Genomic DNA, 21,731 nt, shown 5'->3' with positions numbered 1-21,731 from the left:
AGGGCTGCAGCGCAGCCCTTGCTCGCGCCCGCGTCACTCGCCCCAGCCCGTGACGAAATCAGCGGTGGCCAGCACCGGCGCGGTCCGTGGCTCGGTCATTGGCGTGCCGACGTACAGGTAGCCGATCAGTTCCTCGTTCTCCGCCAGCCCCAGCCCCTTGTGCACATGCGCGTCGAAGGCCATGTCCCCGGTGCGCCACACGGCGCCGATGCCCTGCGCATGGGCAGCGATCAGGATGCCATGTGCCGCACAGCCCGCCGCCAGGCGCTGCTCGGACTTGGGCACCTTGAAGTGGTCCTGCAAGCTGGCCACCACCACGATCAGCAACGGTGCGCGCAGCGGCATGGCGCGGGCTTTGTCCAGCGCAGCCTGGGTGGCTTCACCCTTGTGCTGCACCGCTTCGGCGAACAGCTCGCCCAGCCTCTCGCGGCCCTGCCTTTCGATGGTCAGGAACCGCCAAGGCCGCAGTTGGCCGTGGTCCGGCGCCCGCAGGGCAGCCTGGAACAGCGCCTCGCGCTGGGCGGCATTGGGCGCTGGGTCGGTCAGGCGTGGCACGGAAACACGGTTGAGCAATGCGTCGAGAGCCTCCATCGGCTACCCTCCTGGCAGTGGAATGTGCGGCCATTCTCAAGCTGCATGCCCTAAGCTGCAAGCTGCAAGCTGCAGCACGCCAGCTTTTCGTGCAGCGTGCCGCGCCTGGCTTGCAGCGGCCCGGCCCATAGGTAGAATGGCGCCCTTCCGTTTCGAGTCAGAGCAGATCACATGGCGTTGCCGACCTTAAGGATCATTGGTTTCATCATCGGCATCTTCCTGATCACCCTGGCTGTGGGCATGGCCGTGCCCATGGCGACCCTGGTGATATTCGAACGCACCGGCGACATGCCGTCGTTCCTGTGGTCCAGCCTGATCACCTTCATTGCCGGGCTGGCCATGGTGCTGCAAGGGCGACCCGAGCATGTGCACCTGCGGCCACGCGACATGTACCTGCTGACGGTCTGCAGCTGGCTGGTGGTCTGCGTGTTCGCCGCCCTGCCCTTCCTGCTGACCCAGCACATCAGCTACACCGACGCCTTCTTCGAAAGCATGTCGGGCATCACCGCCACCGGCGCCACCGTGCTCAGCGGGCTCGACAGCATGTCGCCAGGCATCCTGATGTGGCGCTCGATGCTGCACTGGCTGGGCGGTATCGGCTTCATCGCCATGGCGGTGGCCATCCTGCCGCTGCTGCGCATTGGTGGCATGCGCCTGTTCCAGACCGAGTCTTCCGACCGCTCCGAAAAGGTCATGCCGCGCTCGCACATGGTCGCCAAGTCGATCGTGGGGGTGTACGTCGGCTTCTCGATCCTTGGCGCGCTGGCTTTCTGGTGGGCCGGCATGAGCCCATTCGATGCCATCAACCACGCCATGTCGGCGATTTCCACCGGTGGTTTTTCCACCTCCGACCAGTCCCTGGCGAAATGGGACATTCCCGCCGTGCACTGGGTGGCAGTGGTGGTAATGATCATGGGCAGCCTGCCGTTCACCCTGTACGTGGCCACCCTGCGCGGCAACCGCAGGGCGCTGCTCCGCGACCAGCAGGTGCAGGGCTTGCTGGGCATGCTGCTGGTCACCTGGCTGGTTCTGGGCACCTGGTACTGGTACAGCACCAACCTGCACTGGCTGGACGCGCTGCGCCACGTGGCGCTGAATGTGACCTCGGTCGTCACCACCACCGGTTTCGCCCTGGGTGACTACAGCCTGTGGGGCAACTTTTCGCTGATGCTGTTCTTCTACCTGGGGTTCGTCGGCGGCTGCTCCGGCTCGACCGCGGGCGGGATCAAGATCTTCCGCTTCCAGGTCGCCTACATCCTGCTCAAGGCCAGCCTCAACCAACTGATCCACCCGCGTGCGGTGATCAAGCAGAAGTACAACGGCCACCGCCTCGATGAAGATATCGTGCGTTCGATTCTCACGTTCTCGTTCTTCTTCGCCATCACCATCTGCGTCATGGCGCTGCTGCTGTCGCTGCTGGGGGTGGACTGGATGACCGCCCTGACCGGCGCTGCCGGTACGGTCTCCGGGGTGGGGCCTGGCCTGGGTGAAGTGATCGGGCCGTCAGGCAACTACGCCACGCTGCCAGACGCAGCCAAGTGGATCCTGGCTGCCGGCATGCTGCTTGGCCGGCTGGAAATCATAACCGTGCTAGTGTTGTGCATGCCGGCGTTCTGGCGTCACTGAGCCCTTCGCCCACGGCGCCGAGCCGGGCGCGGTACTCACTGGGCGTGGTATCGAACCACCGGCGGAACGCGCGGTAGAAGTTGCTGGGGTCGGCGAAGCCCAGCAGGTAGGCGGTTTCCAGCAGGGTCATGCCCGGCTGGGCCAGGTACTGTTCGGCCAGTTCGCGCCGGGTGTCGTCGAGCAACGCCTGGAAGCTGGTGCCCTCTTCCTGCAGCCGCCGCTGCAGGGTGCGCTGCGACAAGTGCAAAGCCTGCGCCAGGGTCTCACGCTTGGGCTCCCCCTGCGGCAAGATGCGGCACAGCACCTGGCGCACCCGGTGGGTCACGCGGCTTTCGGAAAACCGCGCCAGGTACTCCCCGGCAAACCGGTCGTGCAGCACTGCCATGGCTTCATTGGCCGTGGGCAAGGGTGCCTCCATGTCGGCCCGCTCGAACACCAGCGCGTCATACGGCGCGTCGAAGATCAGCGGCGAATGGAACGCCACCTTGTACGGCTCGATATTCCTGGGTTGCGGCCCCTGCACCAAAACCCGGCGTGGCTGCACCGGGCGGCCGCTCAGCCATTTGCACAGCGCCAGCGCACAGGCCAACGACGCTTCGGCACTGTGCCGGGTGGGCGGCAGATGGTCGCCGTGCACGGTGAGGATCAACGAGTAGCCCTCGGGACCCAGCACGAAACTGAGATCGGAGCTTTCGGCGATGATGCGCTGATAGCGTACCAGCCGCTCGAACCCCTCGGCCAAGGTGCGGCTGGACATCAGCGCATAGCCCACCACGTGAAACGAGGCCGGGCGTACCACACGCGCCATGTTCAGGCCAATGGCCTCGTTGCCGGACAGTTCCACTGCCAATTGCCACAGCCGGGTCATGGAGTCTTGGGGGAAACGCGCGTCGGGATCGTCGAGGGCGGCGAAATCCAGCCCCAACTGCTTGAACATGGCCCGGCAGTCCAGCCCTTCCAGCTCGAGTGCCTTTACAATCCCTGATGCCCAACTGGCTGACGTGGTTCTTTCGCTCATGACAGGCTTCTTTCCTGACCGCTCCTGCGGTGAACCCCAAGGATACTCAATTGGCGCCTATTGTCACTGGTAGGCCCTGCCAATCACTCTAGACTCGAATGAGGCTCCACGCCGTGCATCTTGTCCAGACGTATCAACCCCGGAGCACTGCCATGAACCGCACAGCGCAGTTTCGCAGTTTTGCCGAGTTCTACCCGTATTACCTGGGTGAGCACAGCAACCCCACCTGCCGCCGCCTGCATTTTGTCGGCACCAGCCTGGTGATCGCCCTGCTGGCCTATACCATCGGCAGCGGCAAATGGCTGTTGCTGCTGGCCGTGCCGCTGTTCGGCTACGGCTTTGCCTGGGTGGGGCATTTCTTTTTTGAAAAGAACCGGCCGGCGACATTCACCTACCCGTTCTACAGCCTTGCCGGTGACTTCGTGATGTTCCGCGACATTCTGCTCGGCAAGCTCAGGCTGTAAGCAGCGCGCCTGCGCCCGCCGCCACCCGGTCCTCGCCATCCACGGCTTCAGGCACAATGGCCGCTTGCCTTGCGAGGATGCCCCCTGTCATGAACCACCGCACCGCCCTCGGCGCCCTGCATATCGGCGCGCTGTTCTTTGGCCTGACCGGCGTATTCGGCAAGCTGGCAGCCAGCGCCAGCCCGGTGATCATCGTGTTCGGCCGCGCCGCTTTCGCCGTGCTCGCTCTGGCGCTGTTCGCCAGTGTCACCGGCCCTGGCTGGCAACGCCTGAACGGTCAGGATGCGCGCCGCCTGTTGCTCGGCGGGGTGCTGCTGGCCGGCCACTGGGTCAGCTTCTTCATCGCCGTCAAGGTCGGCGGCGTGGCCATCGCCACCCTCGGCTTCGCCAGTTTCCCGGCCTTTACCGTGCTGCTCGAAGGGCTGCTGTTCCGCGAGCGCATCCGCCGCAACGAAGCGCTGCTGGTGCTGCTGGTCAGCCTCGGCCTGGTACTGGTCACGCCAGCCTTCGATCTGGCCAGCGAAGCGACCGGCGGCCTGCTGTGGGCCCTGTTCTCGGGCCTGCTGTTCTCACTGCTGTCCCTGACCAACCGCGCAGGCTCTGGTCGCTTGCCTGCGGTGCAGGCAGCACTGTGGCAAAACCTGGTGGTGGGCCTGTGCCTACTGGCATTCGCTGCCCCTGGGCTGAGCGCGGTCGCGCCGGTGGACTGGCTGTGGATCGGCCTGCTCGGCATTTTCTGCACCGGCGTGGCGCACAGCCTGTTCGTCGCCAGCCTGGCGGTCATCAAGGCCCGGACTGCCGCCGTGGTGTTCGGCATGGAGCCGGTCTACGGCATTGCCGTAGCCTGGCTGGTGTTTGCCGAGACCCCCACGGTGCGCATGCTGCTGGGCGGCGCACTGATCATCCTCGCCATCGTGCTGTCCAGCCGCCTGGCCGCCGAGCCAGCGCAGCGGCCGCTGGCCGAGGGCGGGTGACTCAGCGGTCGTTGTGGCCCAGGTCGCGCTGGGGGTCGATCTGGTCACGCACCCGCTGCTTCAGCATCTTGGCCTCGGGGAAGCCGCCGTCGGCCTTGCGCTCCCAAATCTGCACGCCGTTGCAGGTGATGCGGAAAATACCGCCGGTACCCGGTTCCAGCACCACCCGGCCGAGGTCGTCGGCAAACGTGCTGAGCAACTCCTGGGCCAGCCACGCGGCCCGCAGCAGCCACTGGCACTGGGTGCAATAATTGATGACGATTTCCGGCTTGTGGTCGGCCATGTTGAGATAACTCCAGCTGAGGGGCGGCTTATACTAGCGGTCTTTGACCCACGGTTTGAGACCCACGATGCGCCGTTTGCTGTTCTGCTTGCTGTTCACCCTCACCTCGCTTACAGCAACCGCCGCCGAACCGGCACGGCCCAAGGTCGGCCTGGTGCTGTCGGGCGGCGCGGCCCGTGGCCTGGCGCACATCGGCGTGCTCAAGGCGCTGGAGGAGCAGGGTGTACGCATCGACGCCATTGCTGGCACCAGCATGGGGGCTGTAGTCGGCGGGCTGTACGCCTCGGGCTACAGTGTCGAAGAGCTGGAACACCTCGCCACCACCCTCGACTGGCAGCAGGCGCTGTCTGACAGCCCACCCCGCGAGGACGTGCCATTCCGGCGCAAGCAGGATGACCGCGATTTTCTGGTCAAGCAAAAGCTCAGTTTTCGCGACGACGGCAGCCTGGGCCTGCCGCTGGGGGTGATTCAAGGCCAGAACCTGTCGTTGCTGCTGGAAAGCAAGTTGGCGCACACCGCCGACACGCGCGATTTCGACAAACTGCCCATCCCCTTCCGCGCCGTGGCCACCGACATCGCCAGTGGCGAAAAAGTGGTATTCCGCCGCGGCCACCTGCCGCAGGTGATCCGCGCCAGCATGTCGATCCCGGCCGTGTTCGCCCCGGTCGAACTGGACGGCCGCCTGCTGGTGGACGGCGGCATGGTCGACAATATTCCGCTCGACGTGGCACGCGACATGGGGGTGGACCTGGCCATCGTGGTGGATATCGGTACGCCGCTGCGCGACCGCAAGCAGTTGCTGACCGTGGTCGATGTGCTGAACCAATCCATCACGCTGACAACCCGGCGCAACTCGGAAGAGCAACTGGCCAGCCTGCGCCGCGACGATATCCTCATCCAACCGCCGCTGGCAGCCTACGGCGTGACCGACTTCGGCCGCGCGCGGGACATGATCGACGCCGGCTACCGCGCGACCCGCCTGCTCGACGCGCGCCTGGCCGCGCTGCGCCACCCAGACGCCAGCACCAGCCTGGCCGTGGCCCGTTCACCGCGCCAACGCACGCCCATCATCACCGCCATCAAAATCGAGAACGACGCCAAGGTCAGTGACGATGTGATCCGTTCGTACATTCGCCAGCCCATCAATGCCCCGCTGGAGCTTGGCCGCCTGGAGACCGACATGGGCACGCTGTACGGCCTGGACTACTTCGACCGGGTGCAGTACCGCGTGGTACACAAGGGCGATGAAAACACCCTGGTGATCAACGCCCGCGGCCGCCGCGGCGGCACCGACTACTTGCGCCTGGGGCTGAACCTGTCGGACGACCTGCGCGGCGACAGCGCCTTCAACCTGGGCGCCAGCTACCGGGTCAACGGCATCAACAGCCTGGGTGCCGAGTGGCTGACCCGCGGCCAGATCGGCGACCAGCAAGCGCTGTACAGCGAGTTCTACCAACCGCTGGATGTCGGCTCACGCTACTTCGTCGCCCCCTACCTGGACTTCGGCTCACAGAACATCGAGGCCACCCTCGACAACGACCCGATCGCCGAGTACCGCCTGGAGCGCTATGGCTTTGGCCTGAACGTGGGCCGGCAGATCGGCAACAGCGGCGAAGTGCGCCTGGGGGTTGGCAAGGCCTGGGGCGAGGCCGAGGTGCGCATTGGCGACCAGGACTTGCCCAAGGTCAGTTTCAACGAAGGCTTCTACGAGCTGAAGTACTCGTTCGACACCCTCGACAACGTGTATTTCCCACACCATGGCGAAGACATCGGCCTGACCTTGCGCAAGTACGACAAGTCGCTGGATTCCGACCAGGATTACCGGCAATGGCTGTTCAACCTCGACAAGGCCATCAGCAGCGGCCCGAACACCTTCGTGCTGGGCGGCCGCTACGGGCGCACGCTGGATGCCACCGAAGTGGTGACCTCCAGCTTCGTGCTGGGCGGGGCGCGGGAGCTGTCGGGCTTCCGCCAGGACTCGGTGTCGGGCCAGAACATGAGCCTGATGCGGGTGGTCTACTACCGCCGGCTGACGCCACGGGCTTATGTGCCGCTGGACTTCCCGTTGTACATCGGCGGTTCGCTGGAGCGCGGGCGGGCGTGGAACAACGACAATGCGTTCGACAGTGGCTACATCAATGCGGCGAGTATTTTCCTCGGGCTGGAAACGCCGCTGGGGCCGTTGAATTTCACCTATGGCACCAACAGTGCGCATGAGCAGGCGGTGTACCTGAACCTGGGGAATACCTTCTAGGCAGCACGTACAGGGCCCGGGCGTCGGGCCCGCCACGCCGAGCGGGCGGGCCGGCGAAAGGCTGCAGGGCAGCCCTTGCCTCAGGATTTTTCCAGGTTGCCCAGAATCTTGGCATGCACCCGCATGCACACCTGCAGGTCGGCTTCATCCACCCCGCTGAACAGTTCGATGCGCAACTGGTTGGCGATGGTCTCGATCTGTTCGATCAGCGGCTTGGCCGGCGGGCACAACACGATCTTCTTCGCCCGCCGGTCTTCCAGCACCGCCTGGCGGCGTACAAGCCCCTGGGCCTCCAGGCTATCGAGCAGACGCGCCAGGGTCGGGCCTTCGACACCCACACTCTGGGCCAGCTCACGCTGGGTCGGGGCGTCTTGGAAACGGGCCAGGTGCAGCAACACCAGCCAGCGCGCCTGCGACAGATTGAGCCCGGCCAGGCGGCGATCCAGTTCGGCACGCCAACCCCGGGACATCTGGGCCAGTTGCATGCCGAAGCGGTGTTGGTTGTCGGTTAGAGGCATAGGTAACTCATCGAGTAGATCTAATTATTAGGCAGCTAACCATGCCCGGCCCCATCAGGCAAGGCTCGGCCAGGGTGACGTGGGCGAAAATCGTCAAAAAGCATGACAAAGGTCAGCAGATGGCGCTTGTGCCTGCGAACAGGCGCAGGCTTACAGCTCGAACTCGGCTGCCAGTGCCGCGCGTACGCAATACAGCACCCCTTCCGGCACTCGCCCGGTAAACAGCGGGGCGATGGTCGCAACCGGCGGCAGCTCGCCCTCGCCATCGAGGAAGGCGTCCTGCACCTCCATCAGCAGGTCTTCTGGCAAGTCCAGCGCCTGGTCCAGGCTGAGCTCCTGGCGCCCCAGGGCCTCGGCCAGCAAGCTGTACACATTCTTTTCGCTGCAGTTGAGCTGCCCGGCGATTTGCGCTGGAGTCATGCCCGCGCGGGCCAGGCTGACCAGTTCATGGCGCAGGTCGAGCACCACCTTCGGCGCCTCGCGGGTGCCGCCGCTGTCGTTCAGTACCTCAAGGAATGCCTGGCCATAGCGCTCCAGTTTGCGCGCGCCCACGCCACTGACCTGGGCCATGTCGCTGAGGCTGACCGGCTGGCTGCGCAACATTTCCAGCAACGTGGAGTCGGGGAAGATGACGTACGGCGGTACGCTGTGTTCTTCGGCCAGCTTGCGCCGCAAGGTGCGCAACGCCTCCCACAGTTCCCGCTCTTCGGCCCGCACCAGTTGGCTGGCCGGGCTGCCGCCACTGGACGACGCGCTTTTGGCAGTGATCTGCGGCTTGAGGTCACGGCGCAGTTGCAAGGTGACCTCGCCACGCAACAGAGGCCGGCAGCTGTCGGACAAGCGCAGGCCGCCGTAGCCTTCCAAGTCGATGTCGACTAGCCCGCGCGCCACCAACTGGCGGAACAGCGAACGCCATTCGGCTTCGGCCAGGCCTTTGCCCACGCCGAAAACCGACAGCTTTTCATGGCCGAAATTGCGCACCTTTTCGGTGTCCTTGCCCAGCAACACGTCGACCAGGTGGCCCACACCATAGCGCTGGCCGGTGCGAAACACCGCCGACAGGGCCTGGCGCGCCGGCTCGGTAGCATCCCAGGTCTGGACGTTGTCGACGCAGTTGTCACAGTGCCCGCACGGCTGCTCGAGAATTTCATCGAAGTAGGCCAGCAGCGACTGGCGGCGGCAGCGGGTTTCTTCGCACAGCGCCAGCATGGCATCGAGCTTATGCTGCTCGATGCGTTTGTGGCGTTCGTCCCCTTCGGAGTTCTGCAGCATCTGCTTGAGCATGACCATGTCCTGCAGGCCATAAGCCATCCAGGCATCGGACGGCAGGCCGTCTCGCCCGGCACGGCCGGTTTCCTGGTAGTAGGCCTCAAGCGACTTGGGCAGGTCGAGGTGGGCCACGAAGCGTACGTTGGGTTTGTCGATACCCATGCCGAACGCGATGGTGGCGACCATGATCAGCCCCTCTTCGTTGAGGAAGCGGTGCTGGTTGGCGGCGCGGGTTTCGGCCGCCAGGCCGGCATGGTAGGGCAGCGCCGGGAAGCCCTGCTGGCAAAGGAAGGCGGCGGTTTCGTCGACCTTCTTGCGCGACAGGCAATAAACGATGCCGGCGTTGCCACGGCGCTCGGCAAGGAACGCCATCAATTGTTTGCGCGGCGCTTCCTTGGGCACGATGCGGTAGAAGATGTTCGGCCGGTCGAAGCTCGACAGGAAGCGCTCTGCGCCCTGCAAGTGCAGGCGCTGAACGATTTCTTCGCGGGTACGCATGTCGGCGGTGGCGGTAAGGGCAATGCGCGGAACATGCGGGAACAGTTCGGCCAACTGGCCCAGTTGCAGGTATTCGGGGCGGAAGTCATGGCCCCATTGCGAAACGCAGTGGGCTTCGTCGATGGCGAACAGCGAGATATCCAGGTCGCGCAGGAAGTCGAGCATGCGCGGTTGCACCAGGCGTTCGGGTGCCAGGTACAGCATTTTCACTTCGCCACGGCGCAGGCGCCCGGCCAGGTCGCGCTGCTGCTCGGCCGTGAGCGTGGAGTTCAGGGCGGCTGCGGCTACGCCCAGCTCGTCAAGCGTGGCGACCTGGTCGTCCATCAGCGCGATCAGCGGCGAGACCACCACGGTCAGGCCTGGGCGCAGCAGGCCCGGCACCTGGAAACACAACGACTTGCCGCCGCCAGTCGGCATCAGCACCAGGGCATCGCCACCATTGGCCACGCATTCGATGATCGCTGCCTGGCGCCCTCGGAAACTGTCGTAGCCAAAGATGTCCTTGAGAACGCGCTGAGCCTGTTCGAGCATGTGCAACTCCAAATCGCCGTACCACCCTGCACACAGGCTGGACGAAAAACCCGCCCCGCACACGCCAAATGCGTAAGCGGTTTTTGCCAGGCTGGCAGTAAAACCGCGCCTGGATGAAAATCGCGGAGTATACCGCAGCACCGCCCCGCGCAGGGCACCACCGCGATAGACGTTCCTTTGCCCCGCTGCCGCCGCAAGGTGCTAGAATTCGTTATCGTTTATTCCCCAAGGTAGCCCTGTAATGTCCTTCGCCGAGCAACTGACCCGCCTGCAAGCCTTCCTCGACGCCGACGAGCTGCACGAAGAAGCGCTGGACTATGTCGCCGCCCACGGCTACCTCACCGCGCTGTCGATCAACGCCGAAGACGTGCCCGAACGCGAGTGGATCGACGCCCTGTTCGCCGAAGAGCCGCACTACAGCAGCGAAGCCCAGCGCACCGAAATCGAGGCGACCCTGGTGGCACTCAAGGCCCACATTGCCCGTCAGCTGGCCAGCGACGATGAATTCGAACTGCCCTGCGACCTCGACCTGACTGACGAGCCGGACGATTCCGACCTGCGCGGCTGGTGCATCGGTTTCATGGAAGGCGTGTTCCTGCGCGAAGAGGCCTGGTTCGAGAATGCAGAAGAGGAAGTCAGCGAAATGTTGCTGCCAATCATGGTGGGTTCGGGCCTGTTCGACGAGCAGCCGGAGTTCGCCGACATCGCCAGCAACGCCAACCTGCAGGACGACATGATCGTGCAAATTCCCGAAGCGCTGACGGCACTGTTCCTGCTGCTGCACGCACCTGACGAAAAGCCGGCGCTGCTCAAGCCACGCCACCACTAAGCCAGCTGTGCGCTACCTGCTGCTGGCCATCGGCTGGCTCAGCGTCGCACTGGGGGTGTTGGGGATATTCCTGCCGGTATTGCCTACCACCCCGTTTCTTCTGTTGGCGGCCGCCTGCTTCGCTCGCAGCTCGCCACGCTTTCACCACTGGCTGGTCCACCACCCGAAACTGGGGCCGTGGATTCGCGACTACCTCAGTGGTGAAGGCATCCCCCTCAAAGGCAAGGTCTATGCTATTGGCCTGATGTGGGCCAGCATCGGGCTGTCCTGCTACCTGGTGCCGCTGTTCTGGGCCCGCGCCTTCATGTTGACCAGCGCCGTGCTGGTAAGCCTTTACATCCTCAAGCAAAAAACCTTGCACAGGCCAAAGTGACAATAATTTGTCGCCAAATATCACTTTCGCCTAACCCGCCCAGTATTTAGCCAAATTCGTTCTGGAACCGCCTGAAGGCCTTGAGAATATTGGCTTTACCGATATTTGACACACCACCTGAGGGCTGCAAAAAAAGCCCCTGTTAGACATTTAAGGTATTTAATGTCATTTTGATATGAATAAATCTTCTTATCTATCGCGATGAATGTACTTAGCTGTCAGGTTAAAAACCTGCAACACTATACGCGGTAAATAATCGTCATTTTTTTGGCGAGCAGCAGGACCAAATTCAAGATCAGGGAGATGTACCATGCGCGTTTTGAACCCCATCACCACCGCATTACTGTTGGCCCTGGCGAGTGCCAACGTGCAGGCGATGTCGATCACCGAAGCCGTCCAAAGCGCCGTGGACTATCACCCACAGGTCAGCTCCAACCGTAACAGCAAGCTGTCGGCCGATGAGGACGTGAAATTCGCGCGTGGTGGCTACTTCCCTACCGTTGACCTGGTCGCGGGCTACGGCCGCCAGCGCTCGGACAACACCACAACCCGTGCCGCGGGTAACCACAACAAAGAAACCCTGAACTACACCCAGTCCGAGCTGCGCCTGCGGCAGATGATCTTCGACGGCTTCAACACCGCGAACGAAGTGGGCCGGACCGAAGCGGTTTCCACCTCGCGTGCCTACTACACCCAGGCGGTTGCGCAGGATGTCGCCCTGCGTGCGATCGAGGTGTACCTGGAGGTACTCAAGCGCCGTGAACTGGTGGCCCTGGCCAGGAACAACCTGCAAGCCCACCTGCGGGTCAACGACCAGATCGGCCTGCGTAACGAGCGTGGCGTTGGCAGCACGGCCGACCTTGACCAGTCCCGCGCCCGCCGCGCCCTGGCAGAAAACAACCTGGACACCGCCGAAGTGGACCTGGCCGACGCCGAGGCCAACTTCTTCAGCGTGATCGGGCGCATGCCAGACGAGCTGGAAAGCCCGCCCACCATCAAGGCCGAGGTGCCTGCCACGCTTGAAGAGGCCCGTGATGGCATGCGCCAGAACAACCCCTACATCAAGTCGGCCCAGGCTGATGTAAATGCGGCCGAGCAGCAGTACGAGGTTGGCAAGTCGACCTTCTACCCACGCTTCGACGCCATTCTGGCCACCGGTGCCAACAACAACACCGGCGGCGAGAAAGGCCACAACAACAACGACTGGCAAGCCGGCGTGGAGATGAACTACAACCTGTTCCGCGGCGGCAGTGACAAGGCTCGCCTGCAATCCGACGCGCACAAGATCAACCAGGCCCTGGACATCCGCAACAACGCCCTGCGCGAGTTGACCGAAAACCTGAGCCTGGCGTGGAACGCCATGAACAACGCCAGCAAGCAGCTGCCGACCGCGCGTGAATACGCCGAAACCACCAAGCGCGTGCGCGCCGCCTACCAGGACCAGTTCGGCCTGGGCCAACGCACCCTGCTGGACGTGCTCGACAGTGAAAACGAACTGTACAACGCCGACCGTCGCTACACTGAAGTGCGCTACACCGAAGAGTACTCGCGCTACCGGGTGCTGGCGACCATGGGTGAATTGCTCAGCAAGCAGCGTATTTCGCTGCCGCCAGAGGCGCTGGCCGCGACCGAAGTCCGTACCGAGGCACGCTTGCCCGAGATGCGTTGATCGGGCTTGAGATTGCTGGGGCCGCTGTGCGGCCCATCGCGACACAAGGCAGATCCTACACAGATCGTGCATGCCAATGGCGGGTGCGATGGCCTGTAGGAGCGGCCTTGTGTCGCGATGGGCTGCGCAGCAGCCCCCTGCCCTCACTCGGTGCCATGGTTACGCTGGAACGTCTCCTCGCCCATGGCCCTGATCTGCCCCTCTATCAAGGCCTCGAACGGTGCCAGCAGCGCATCGAAGCAGGCCGGTTGCTCCAGTGCATTCAGCGCCCCCACCACGGCCTCGATGGTCGACAACGCTCCCGCCTCCGGCGCCTTGCGCAAGCGATAGCGTGAAGCGGCCACCTGCCCCAAGGTCACCCTCGGCAACCCCTCCAGCAGCGGATTCAAGTACAGCAGCTTGCGCGCCTTGCGCCAGGTGCCGTCGGGCACGATCAGCAGCAAGGGTTGCTCGTCCACTGGGCCGTAGGCAGCCAGGGGCTGCGCTTCAGCGCCCGGGAACAACAGCGCCGGGCGGTAATCAGGGGTTGCCAGCAGCGCTGGCAGATCGTCGAATACCTCCCCCACCCGCAGCTCGGCATTGCTCAGGCCAAGCGCAGCCAACCGTGCGGTATTCAGGGCGTGGGCGCTTTCACTGGGGTGCTGCAGCAAGATCACACGGGTTCGGCTGCCTAGCGCAGGGATCAGCAAGCAAAGGCAATGATCAAGCGGGCGCTGGCAGCGTTCGCAACGGGGTCTGGGCATGAAGGTCTCCTTGGCGGGGGTATTTTGCCACAGAACCCTGGCCCGGCTGGCGGGCCTTGCCCTATGCCCTGGCCGCAAGGCGACCACGGCAACCTCAACGGTTGAAGCGCTCCGCCAGGCTGTGCAGGTACTCCGCCATGCGCTCGAGGTCCTGGCTGATTTCTGCCCCCTGGCGCGCCTGCCCGGCACTTTGATCGCACAGCTGGGCAATGCGCACGATCTGCTGGTTGATGTCTTCAGCCACGTGGCTTTGCTGCTCCGATGCCGTGGCCATCTGCTGGCTCATGCCGGTGATGCGGCTCACCGCCTGGGCTATGCCGCTCAACGCCGCCTGCACTGCCTCGACACTGTGCACGCTGTCACGCGAGATCTGCTCGCCACGGCTGGCAGTACTCACTGCGCGCTCTGCCCCGGCCCGCAACGAGGCGATGATCTGGTGGATTTCCTGGGTGGAGGTGCGGGTACGTTGGGCCAATGAGCGTACTTCATCGGCCACCACGGCAAACCCGCGGCCCTGCTCGCCGGCCCGCGCCGCTTCAATGGCGGCGTTGAGCGCCAGCAGGTTGGTTTGTTCGGCGATCGAGGTGATCACATCCACCACGCTGCCGATCGACTGGGTCTGTTCCGCCAGGGCGTTCACCGCCTGGCCAATGTCATTGACTGCATCGCTCATGCTGCCCATGGCCTTCAGGCTCTGCAGCGCCAGCTCGCTGCCCTGCTGCGCCAGCTGGTCGGCATCGCCTGCGGCATGCGCCGTGCTCTGCACGTTATGCGTAACCTCCTGGATGGTCGCCGCCATCTGCGCGATGGCGGTGGCCGATTGGTCGGTCTCGCTGCGCTGGCGGTCGAGCATCTGCGCCTGCGCGCCCGACAGGTCGGAAGATTGCGCAGCGCGTGATTTTACCCCGACCCCGGCGTCTACCAGGCGCGTGAGCGCGGTCTGCAGGCGGGCTTCTTCACTGATGATGGCAAGGTCCAGCTGGCCCCGCAGCCCCGGGTTGTCGCTATAGGTCAGCGCCACCAGCGGGCTGGTGAACGCCTTGGGGTGCTCGGCCAGCGTGCGGCGGATGGCCTGGTTCTGACGGTGCTCGACCAGGTACCAGGCTACCAGCAGTACAACCATCAACACCCCTAGCGCGGCATAGGGTGGCAACCACAGGTACCCCGCCGCCGACACCAGGCCGGCGCCGAGCCATGGCCAGCCCTGGCGCAGGCCATGGCCCAGGCGCGCCGCCCACGATACCGGCCGGCGGCCGGCACGCAGGCGTGCGTACAACGCCTCGGCACGGCGGATCTGCTCACGGGTCGGTACCGAACGCACCGACTCGTAGCCGCTGATGCGGCCCTGTTCGTAGACTGCCGTCACGTAGGCACTGACCCAGTAGTAATCGCCGTTTTTTGCCCGGTTCTTGACCACGCCCATCCACGGCTTGCCTTGCTTGATGGTGTCCCACATATGGCCGAACACCGCCGGCGGCATGTCTGGGTGACGCACCAGGTTGTGCGGCTGGCCCACCAGCTCGTCGTAGGTGAACCCGCTGATCGCCACGAAGGCGTCGTTGCAATACGTGATGCGGCTGTTCAAGTCGGTGGTGGAAATCAGCCGTTGTTCACTGGGGAATGTTCTTTCGTGTTCAGTGACTGGCAAATTCATGCGCATCGTCGGGCGATCCTTGCAGGATGAAAAGAAGGGAAATCATCAGCGCAAGTTGATATGTAGCAGAGCGCTATGAGGTTAGCGGCACACGTGTGCAGGAATTTAGCGGCCTGCCGACAGAATGTATGAACATTCTGTTTATCAGCCTACGTTGAGCTGGCTTTTCAGCAGGTCGCGGAAGGTCTGGATCAACGGTTCGCGGCTGCGCCCACGCCGGATGATCAACGAGAACGGTGCCTGGTAACCGAACGTCGCCGGAGACAACACGCGCAAGTCGCCTTTGTCGACCCAGGCCTGGGCGTAGTGCTCGGGCAGGTAGCCGATGTAGGCGCCCGACAGAATCAGGATCAACTGCGCCTCCATGCTCTCAACCGTCGCCGCGCTGTGCTTGAAACCATGCCGGGCCAGCTCGGCCTGGCTCCAGTAGCCGCGCCCGACCATGCGCTGCTGGGTCACCACCTGCTCGGGAATGCGCCGCTCGCTGTACAAAGGGTGGCGGCTGCTGCAGTACAGCCAGTGCTGCTCGCGGTACAGCGGCTGGTACAGCAGGCCACTCATGCGTGAAGAAAACGCGCCAATTGCCAGGTCCAGGCGGTTGTCCTGCACCCCCAACTGCAGCTCGTAAGGGCTGGACACCGACAAGTGCAGGTGCACGGCCGGGTGCTCCTGGCTGTAGGCACCAATGGCTTCAGCCAGCGGCAGGGCGCGATCACCCACCGTGGAGTCGATCACCCCCAGGTTGAGGGTGCCGCGCAGTTCGCCCTTCAGGGCCGCCGCGTATTGCTCGAACCCGTCCAGTTCGGCCAACAGGCGCAGGGTTTCCTGGTGAAACAGCTCACCCTTGCTGGTCAGGCTGAAACCGCCCCGGCCACGGTGGCAAAGCACGATACCCAGGGCACCCTCCAGCTGGCTCATGTAGGTGCTGATGGCCGAAGTCGACAGGTTCAGCTCACGCTGGGCGTTGGCGAAACCCTGGTGGCGCACCACGCTGATGAAGATACGCAGCAGTTTCAGGTCGGGCAAAGTCGAGGCCATGGGGCAACGGTTCCACAGGGTGTTTGCGCGCAGTCTAACCGCTGCGCCGGGCTTTAGTTCAGAAATTCCTGAACTAAGTATTTGTCGGTAGCGATTCTTCCATGGCACTACCTTGCGCAGACTGGCCGAAATGTCCCTGCCCGCTGGCGAAACACGAACTGGAAAGCGCGCAGCGGCACAGGTTCGAACAAACAGAACAATCGACCGACTGATGAGGCCCACCGTGGACAAGACTCTTCACCAACCACTGGGCGGCAACGAAATGCCGCGTTTCGGCGGCATCGCCACCATGCTCCGCCTCCCCCACCTGCAAAGCGCCGAAGGCCTGGACGCAGCCTTCATTGGTGTGCCGCTGGACATCGGCACCTCGCTGCGCTCCGGCACGCGCTTCGGCCCCCGGCAAATCCGCGCCGAATCGGTGATGATCCGCCCGTACAACATGGCCACCGGCGCCGCCCCGTTCGACTCCCTGTCGGTCGCCGACATAGGCGATGTGGCCATCAACACCTTCAACCTGCTGGACGCCGTGCGCATCATCGAAGAGGCCTACGACCAGGTCGTCGAGCACAATGTGATTCCCCTGACCCTGGGCGGTGACCACACCATCACCTTGCCGATCCTGCGGGCGCTGCACAAGAAGTACGGCAAGATCGGCCTGGTGCACATCGACGCCCACGCCGACGTCAACGACCACATGTTCGGCGAGAAGATCGCCCACGGCACCACCTTCCGCCGGGCGGTGGAAGAAGGCCTGCTCGACTGCGAGCGCGTGGTGCAGATCGGCCTGCGCGCCCAGGGTTATACCGCCGACGACTTCAACTGGAGCCGCCGCCAGGGCTTCCGCGTGGTTCAGGCCGAAGAGTGCTGGCACAAGTCGCTGGAGCCCTTGATGGCCGAAGTGCGGGAAAAAGTCGGCGGCGGCCCGGTTTACCTGTCGTTCGACATCGACGGCATCGATCCGGCCTGGGCACCTGGTACCGGCACCCCGGAAATCGGCGGCTTGACCACCATCCAGGCAATGGAGATCATTCGCGGCTGCCATGGCCTGGACCTGATCGGTTGTGACCTTGTCGAAGTCTCCCCGCCTTATGACACCACCGGCAATACCTCGTTGCTCGGCGCCAACCTGCTGTTCGAAATGCTCTGCGTACTGCCGGGTGTAGTCCGCCGCTAATGTGGTCGGGCCACCGAGGCCCGCCAACACCAGAAGACCACCGGGCGCCGTGCGAACGCCCGCGTGGCCGATCTCGCCATAATAAAGATAATCGGGAGACCCCCAATGGCCTTGGACATCATAGTTGTAATGCTTTACACCGCAGGCATGCTCGGGCTTGGCTGGTATGGCATGCGACGCGCGAAAACCCATGAAGACTACCTGGTCGCCGGGCGCAACCTGGGCCCGATGTTGTACATGGGCACCATGGCCACCACCGTGCTGGGTGGCGCCTCCACCGTGGGTACCGTGCGCCTGGGCTACGTTCACGGCATTTCCGGCTTCTGGCTGTGCGCCGCGCTGGGCCTGGGCATCATCGCCATCAACTTGTTTCTGGCCAAGCCGCTGCTACGCCTGCGCATCTTCACCGTGACCCAGGTGCTGGAACAGCGCTACAACCCGACCGCGCGCCAAGCCAGCGCGGTGATCATGCTGGCGTACGCGCTGATGATCGGCGTGACATCCACCCTGGCCATGGCCACCGTGCTGCAAGTGCTGCTGGACCTGCCGTTCTGGGCCGCGCTGCTGCTGGGCGGGGGTGTGGTGGTGGTGTACTCGACCATTGGCGGCATGTGGTCGCTGACCCTGACCGATATCGTGCAGTTCGTGATCAAGACCGTGGGCCTGATGTTCATCCTGTTGCCGGTGTGCCTGTACAAGGCCGGCGGCTGGGACACCCTGGTGGCCAAGTTGCCGGCGGCCAGCTTCCAGCTGACCACCATCGGCTGGGATACCATCATCACCTACTTCCTGATCTACTTCTTCGGCATCCTGATTGGCCAGGATATCTGGCAGCGGGTGTTCACCGCCCGTGACGAAAAGGTCTGCCAGCGTGCCGGCACCACCGCCGGGGTGTATTGCGTGCTGTATGGCCTGGCCTGTGCCGTGATCGGCATGGCCGCTCATGTATTGATGCCCGACCTGGCCAACCCGAACAATGCCTTCGCCGAAATGATCAAGACCACGCTGCCTGATGGCATCCGCGGCCTGCTGATGGCAGCGGCGCTGGCGGCCATGATGTCGACCGCCAGCGCAGGCCTGCTGGCGGCCTCGACCACCATCACCGAAGACCTGCTACCCAAGCTGCGTGGCGGCAAGCAGTCCAGCCTGGGTATCAGCCGCCTTTTCACTTTGCTGACCGGCTTGGTGGTACTGGGTATCGCGTTGATGGTGAACGACGTGATCAGCGCCCTGACCCTGGCTTACAACCTGCTGGTGGGCGGCATGCTGATTCCGCTGATTGGCGCCATTTTCTGGAAACGCGCCACCACCGCCGGCGCCATCGCCAGCATGTCGCTAGGCTTTGCGACTGCCCTGTTGTTCATGTTCAAGGACGGGCTGGAGGCGAATACGCCGATCTACTACAGCCTCGCGATTGGCCTGGTGAGCTTTGTGGTGGTGAGCCTGCTGTCGCGTAAACCGGTGGCAGCGGTAAAGCTGGCCTGACCTTCGGCCTGCACTGGCCCTATCGCTGACCCGCCTACAGGGCCAGCGATGGGCCCAGAGCAGGCAAGCCAATTGCCCAGAAGCAAAAAGGCCGCAGCCCCCACCCAGGTGCTGCGGCCTTTGCTTGTATCAGCGACGACGCGGTTGGCGCTTGCGCTGCTCTTCATCAGTCGGGATCGGCACCGGCTGCAAGGGTGGTGGAATCAGCCCCAAGGCGACCGCCAGGTCGTGGAGCCAGTTGGACAGTGGTTTATTCATAATGCCCCCTTGACGGGTCAGCCTCACGGCGAATCAATCCTGCAATGTTTCATACAGATCATAGCCCGATGTCCTGTATTACGCATGCCTCTGCTCTCACAGATAGGGGCCATTCTGACGCGGATCAAGCCATAGCGGCGCATTCCGACGACTGGTTAATCGTTTCGCTTTGTTGCAAGCGTTCCACTACCCCACCCACTTGCGCAGTTGCTGCTTAACCCAAGGTTCGGCACTTACCAGAATCACCCCCAGCAGCACCATCACCGCACCGCCCACAAAATGCGCGGTCAGCGGCTCGTCCAGCAGCAAGACCCCAAAGGTTACGCCGAACAGAGGGGTGATGAAGGAAAACACCGCCAGGTTCGATGCCAGGTATTTGCGCAGTAGCCAGAACCAGGTCAGGTAGCTGACGAACGACACTACAACCCCCTGGAACAGCACGCTACCCATGGCCAAAGGCGTGAGCGACACCTCGCCGATCTGCCCGCTGAGCAGGGCAATCAGCAACAATCCGGCAAACCCCACCGCCAGTTGATAGAACAAGGTCAGGGTCGCCGGCGCTTCCGACAGGCGTGAGCAGCGCACCACCACCGTGGTGGCGCCCCAGGCCAGCCCGGCGATCACGCCAAACGCATCGCCCAGCAAGGTGCGGGCATCCATGTGCTCGAACGACATGCCTCCGGCAAAGGCCATGGCAATGCCGCCGAAGGCCAGCAGGATGCCAAGCCATTGCAACAGGCGCAGGCGTTCACTGGCCAGGCGCAGGTGCAACCCCAACGCGGTGAAGACTGGCGCCGTATAAAGAAACACCGACATGTGCGCCGCCGAGGTCAGTTTCAGGCCCTCGGCAATGAACAGGAACTCGATACCGAACAAAGCACCCGCGACCAAACCCGGGCGCCAGGTGCTACCGACCTGCTCCCAGTTGCCACGCCAGCACAGCATCAGGCCCACCAACACCGCGGCGATACCGTTACGCAATGCCGCCTGCATCACCGGGGCGATGTCCACGGCGGCGGTCTTGATCAGCACCTGCTGGCAGCCCCAGATCAGGCACAGGCCCAACATGACCTGGAAGGCAAAGGCGTCTGGGTTCTTGCGGGCAGCATTCATGGGCGGGCCTTTGAGGTGAACGTAGGCATGGGGAGCAACTCGGCAGCGTTCAGAAGCTACCGATTATCGGGTTTTCATGGCCACCCATGCCAGCCTCAAAACGACCTCAAGCGATTTGCGCTTTTGCCGATACCTGTTCGAAGGTGGTCTCGTCCAGCGCATCCTCCTGATCATCCAGCACCTGGCGCGGGTGCTCGAAGCCAGGGATGCTGCTGTCGATCAGGCTCATCAGCCGCGAGCCGCGCTCGGTCAGCACGAAGTTCTCGCCGTTGCCACCGTCTTCCTCAGGCCGGCTTTCGATAAAGCCACGCTCGAACAACAGCTTTTCATATTCACAGGCACGGGTTTTCAAGTGATCCAGGTCACCCACCGGCTCACCTTTGGCGGCCAGCGCGGCAGCGTGCTGCTCGGCGTAGGGGCGTGGCGTGAAGCTGTGACCGGCGCCGTTCTGCACCTCGTGCAGCAAGCGTTCGATCAGGTCCCAGTCGTAGGTGGTGCTCATGGCTACGGGCTCCTGCTGTGGACGAGAGGGTTACACAGGTTGGGACTCGGGGCTGAGACGCGGTGTTCCGAGAAAAATGAGAGTGGATGCAAATAGCAGGTGCGAAGCGAGCCATTGCGCAATGCGCAGAAACCATTTGCTGGCGAATCGTCTGTAGTTTATAAACTACATTAATTCGATGAAAAAAAATCGAATCCAGCAGTTTCAGACATTGGGTGAGCGGGCTCCGGGATGTTAGCGCCAGAACGCGAATCATTGCTCGGATCAACCGATTGATGGAGGGCCTGCCTGGCGATGTATCACCGGTTGGCCACGGCGTCAGTGAACTCAGGGTCCACTATGGGCCCGGCTACCGCGTATATTTCCACCAGGCGGGCAGTACGTTCGTCATTCTTTTGTGCGGCGGCGATAAAAGCAGCCAACAACGGGACATCAAAGCAGCCCACCATATTCTGCGTTCGTGGAGGATGCAAAATGACACAAACCTTCTCTGAATTCGATCCCGCCGAATACCTCACCACTCCTGAAGCAATCGCCGTGTTCATGACTGACGCCCTGGAGACCGGGGATGCCAGCTATGTCGCCAAAGCTGTCGGCGTAGTAGCGCGTGCCAAAGGCATGAGCGAGCTGGCAAAAGACACAGGGCTATCTCGTGAACAGCTTTACCGGTCGTTCAGCGAGCATGGCAACCCAACCCTCAAATCGTTCCTGACCGTGATGAAAGCATTGGGTATACACATGACAGCGCGTCCTCACATCGCAGGCTGACCCACTGCCTCTCCAGTGATCTGGGTAGTACCCGACCTCGATACATTTGTCAGAAGAGGCGCAGCACCGTTGGTGGCGGCATTTCAGAAACAGAATGCT

22 protein-coding genes are annotated in these 21,731 nt (G+C 63.3%); 11 read left to right on the top strand and 11 right to left on the bottom strand.

Features of this window, described 5'->3' with window-relative positions; translation table 11 throughout:
* Nucleotides 1-33: 33 nt before the first annotated feature.
* Nucleotides 34-591: an NAD(P)H nitroreductase gene (locus FPB55_RS07375; RefSeq protein WP_144187899.1), complete on the bottom strand. Its 558-nt coding sequence runs from the start codon at nt 589-591 to the stop codon at nt 34-36.
* Between the two features lie 171 nt (nt 592-762).
* Between FPB55_RS07375 and FPB55_RS07370 the strand changes: the two genes are divergently transcribed.
* Nucleotides 763-2,217 carry a TrkH family potassium uptake protein gene (locus tag FPB55_RS07370; protein WP_054881891.1) on the top strand — a complete coding sequence of 485 codons (1,455 nt, stop codon included), beginning with the start codon at nt 763-765 and terminating at the stop codon, nt 2,215-2,217.
* Here the strand turns inward: FPB55_RS07370 and FPB55_RS07365 are convergent.
* Nucleotides 2,171-3,235, bottom strand: coding sequence for an AraC family transcriptional regulator (locus tag FPB55_RS07365; RefSeq protein ID WP_144187897.1), 1,065 nt, complete (start codon nt 3,233-3,235; stop codon nt 2,171-2,173). The genes FPB55_RS07370 and FPB55_RS07365 overlap by 47 nt on opposite strands.
* A gap of 152 nt (nt 3,236-3,387) precedes the next feature.
* On the opposite strand from FPB55_RS07365, the gene FPB55_RS07360 reads away from it, so the two are divergent.
* A complete protein-coding gene (locus FPB55_RS07360) occupies nt 3,388-3,699 on the top strand; it encodes a DUF962 domain-containing protein (protein WP_009683661.1) in 312 nt (103 codons plus the stop codon).
* A gap of 89 nt (nt 3,700-3,788) precedes the next feature.
* Nucleotides 3,789-4,673 carry a DMT family transporter gene (locus FPB55_RS07355; protein WP_125855406.1) on the top strand — a complete coding sequence of 295 codons (885 nt, stop codon included), beginning with the start codon at nt 3,789-3,791 and terminating at the stop codon, nt 4,671-4,673.
* A gap of 1 nt (nt 4,674) precedes the next feature.
* On the opposite strand, the gene FPB55_RS07350 is transcribed toward FPB55_RS07355, so the two are convergent.
* Nucleotides 4,675-4,956: a SelT/SelW/SelH family protein gene (locus FPB55_RS07350; protein ID WP_144187895.1), complete on the bottom strand. Its 282-nt coding sequence runs from the start codon at nt 4,954-4,956 to the stop codon at nt 4,675-4,677.
* A gap of 67 nt (nt 4,957-5,023) precedes the next feature.
* On the opposite strand from FPB55_RS07350, the gene FPB55_RS07345 reads away from it, so the two are divergent.
* A complete protein-coding gene (locus FPB55_RS07345) occupies nt 5,024-7,210 on the top strand; it encodes a patatin-like phospholipase family protein (protein ID WP_144187893.1) in 2,187 nt (728 codons plus the stop codon).
* Between the two features lie 80 nt (nt 7,211-7,290).
* Here the strand turns inward: FPB55_RS07345 and FPB55_RS07340 are convergent, their stop codons facing one another.
* Together FPB55_RS07340 and recQ are read right to left on the bottom strand one after the other, a co-directional pair.
* On the bottom strand, nt 7,291-7,728 hold the full coding sequence (locus tag FPB55_RS07340; protein WP_009683666.1) for a MarR family transcriptional regulator: 438 nt from the start codon (nt 7,726-7,728) through the stop codon (nt 7,291-7,293).
* Nucleotides 7,729-7,878: 150 nt separating this feature from the next.
* On the bottom strand, nt 7,879-10,026 hold the full coding sequence (gene recQ / locus FPB55_RS07335; RefSeq protein ID WP_054881887.1) for a DNA helicase RecQ: 2,148 nt from the start codon (nt 10,024-10,026) through the stop codon (nt 7,879-7,881).
* Between the two features lie 241 nt (nt 10,027-10,267).
* Here recQ and FPB55_RS07330 point away from each other — a divergent pair, with 241 nt between their 5' ends.
* The 3 genes from FPB55_RS07330 to FPB55_RS07320 all read left to right on the top strand — a co-directional run bounded on the left by FPB55_RS07330 (nt 10,268) and on the right by FPB55_RS07320 (nt 12,897).
* The gene (locus tag FPB55_RS07330; protein WP_009683669.1) at nt 10,268-10,855 is read left to right on the top strand and encodes a YecA family protein; all 588 of its coding nucleotides are present in this window, start codon (nt 10,268-10,270) and stop codon (nt 10,853-10,855) included.
* A 7-nt stretch (nt 10,856-10,862) separates the two neighbouring features.
* The gene (locus FPB55_RS07325) at nt 10,863-11,228 is read left to right on the top strand and encodes a YbaN family protein (RefSeq protein WP_009683670.1); all 366 of its coding nucleotides are present in this window, start codon (nt 10,863-10,865) and stop codon (nt 11,226-11,228) included.
* Between the two features lie 310 nt (nt 11,229-11,538).
* Entirely contained in the window at nt 11,539-12,897 is a 1,359-nt protein-coding gene (locus tag FPB55_RS07320) for a TolC family outer membrane protein (RefSeq protein WP_009683671.1), read from the top strand.
* 143 nt (nt 12,898-13,040) lie between these two features.
* Here FPB55_RS07320 and FPB55_RS07315 read toward each other — a convergent pair whose 3' ends face one another.
* The 3 genes from FPB55_RS07315 to FPB55_RS07305 form a co-directional block, all read right to left on the bottom strand.
* On the bottom strand, nt 13,041-13,640 hold the full coding sequence (locus tag FPB55_RS07315; RefSeq protein ID WP_144187891.1) for a DTW domain-containing protein: 600 nt from the start codon (nt 13,638-13,640) through the stop codon (nt 13,041-13,043).
* 94 nt (nt 13,641-13,734) lie between these two features.
* Entirely contained in the window at nt 13,735-15,300 is a 1,566-nt protein-coding gene (locus FPB55_RS07310; RefSeq protein WP_009683673.1) for a PAS domain-containing methyl-accepting chemotaxis protein, read from the bottom strand.
* 138 nt (nt 15,301-15,438) lie between these two features.
* A complete protein-coding gene (locus tag FPB55_RS07305; protein ID WP_054881883.1) occupies nt 15,439-16,332 on the bottom strand; it encodes a LysR family transcriptional regulator in 894 nt (297 codons plus the stop codon).
* Between the two features lie 223 nt (nt 16,333-16,555).
* Here FPB55_RS07305 and speB point away from each other — a divergent pair, with 223 nt between their 5' ends.
* Together speB and FPB55_RS07295 are read left to right on the top strand one after the other, a co-directional pair.
* Nucleotides 16,556-17,506, top strand: a complete 951-nt coding sequence (gene speB, locus FPB55_RS07300; protein WP_054881882.1) for an agmatinase — start codon at nt 16,556-16,558, stop codon at nt 17,504-17,506.
* Nucleotides 17,507-17,611: 105 nt separating this feature from the next.
* Nucleotides 17,612-18,991, top strand: coding sequence for a sodium:solute symporter (locus FPB55_RS07295; protein ID WP_054914019.1), 1,380 nt, complete (start codon nt 17,612-17,614; stop codon nt 18,989-18,991).
* A gap of 129 nt (nt 18,992-19,120) precedes the next feature.
* Here FPB55_RS07295 and FPB55_RS26820 read toward each other — a convergent pair whose 3' ends face one another.
* The 3 genes from FPB55_RS26820 to FPB55_RS07285 form a co-directional block, all read right to left on the bottom strand.
* The gene (locus FPB55_RS26820) at nt 19,121-19,249 is read right to left on the bottom strand and encodes a PA1414 family protein (RefSeq protein ID WP_009683677.1); all 129 of its coding nucleotides are present in this window, start codon (nt 19,247-19,249) and stop codon (nt 19,121-19,123) included.
* A 186-nt stretch (nt 19,250-19,435) separates the two neighbouring features.
* Complete coding sequence (locus FPB55_RS07290) at nt 19,436-20,362, bottom strand: DMT family transporter (protein ID WP_144187889.1); 927 nt, start codon at nt 20,360-20,362, stop codon at nt 19,436-19,438.
* 106 nt (nt 20,363-20,468) lie between these two features.
* Nucleotides 20,469-20,864 carry a hypothetical protein gene (locus FPB55_RS07285; protein WP_009683679.1) on the bottom strand — a complete coding sequence of 132 codons (396 nt, stop codon included), beginning with the start codon at nt 20,862-20,864 and terminating at the stop codon, nt 20,469-20,471.
* A 188-nt stretch (nt 20,865-21,052) separates the two neighbouring features.
* Here FPB55_RS07285 and FPB55_RS07280 point away from each other — a divergent pair, with 188 nt between their 5' ends.
* On the top strand, nt 21,053-21,358 hold the full coding sequence (locus tag FPB55_RS07280) for a type II toxin-antitoxin system RelE/ParE family toxin (RefSeq protein WP_144189605.1): 306 nt from the start codon (nt 21,053-21,055) through the stop codon (nt 21,356-21,358).
* The gene (locus FPB55_RS07275; protein WP_009683681.1) at nt 21,339-21,632 is read left to right on the top strand and encodes an addiction module antidote protein; all 294 of its coding nucleotides are present in this window, start codon (nt 21,339-21,341) and stop codon (nt 21,630-21,632) included. The genes FPB55_RS07280 and FPB55_RS07275 overlap by 20 nt, the downstream gene beginning before the upstream one ends.
* The last annotated feature ends 99 nt before the right edge of the window (nt 21,633-21,731 follow it).

Origin of the sequence: Pseudomonas sp. BJP69 (genome assembly GCF_007633355.1) — a bacterium.
GTDB classification, from domain to species: domain Bacteria; phylum Pseudomonadota; class Gammaproteobacteria; order Pseudomonadales; family Pseudomonadaceae; genus Aquipseudomonas; species Aquipseudomonas juntendi.
This window is presented reverse-complemented; position numbering and strand designations above follow the sequence as displayed.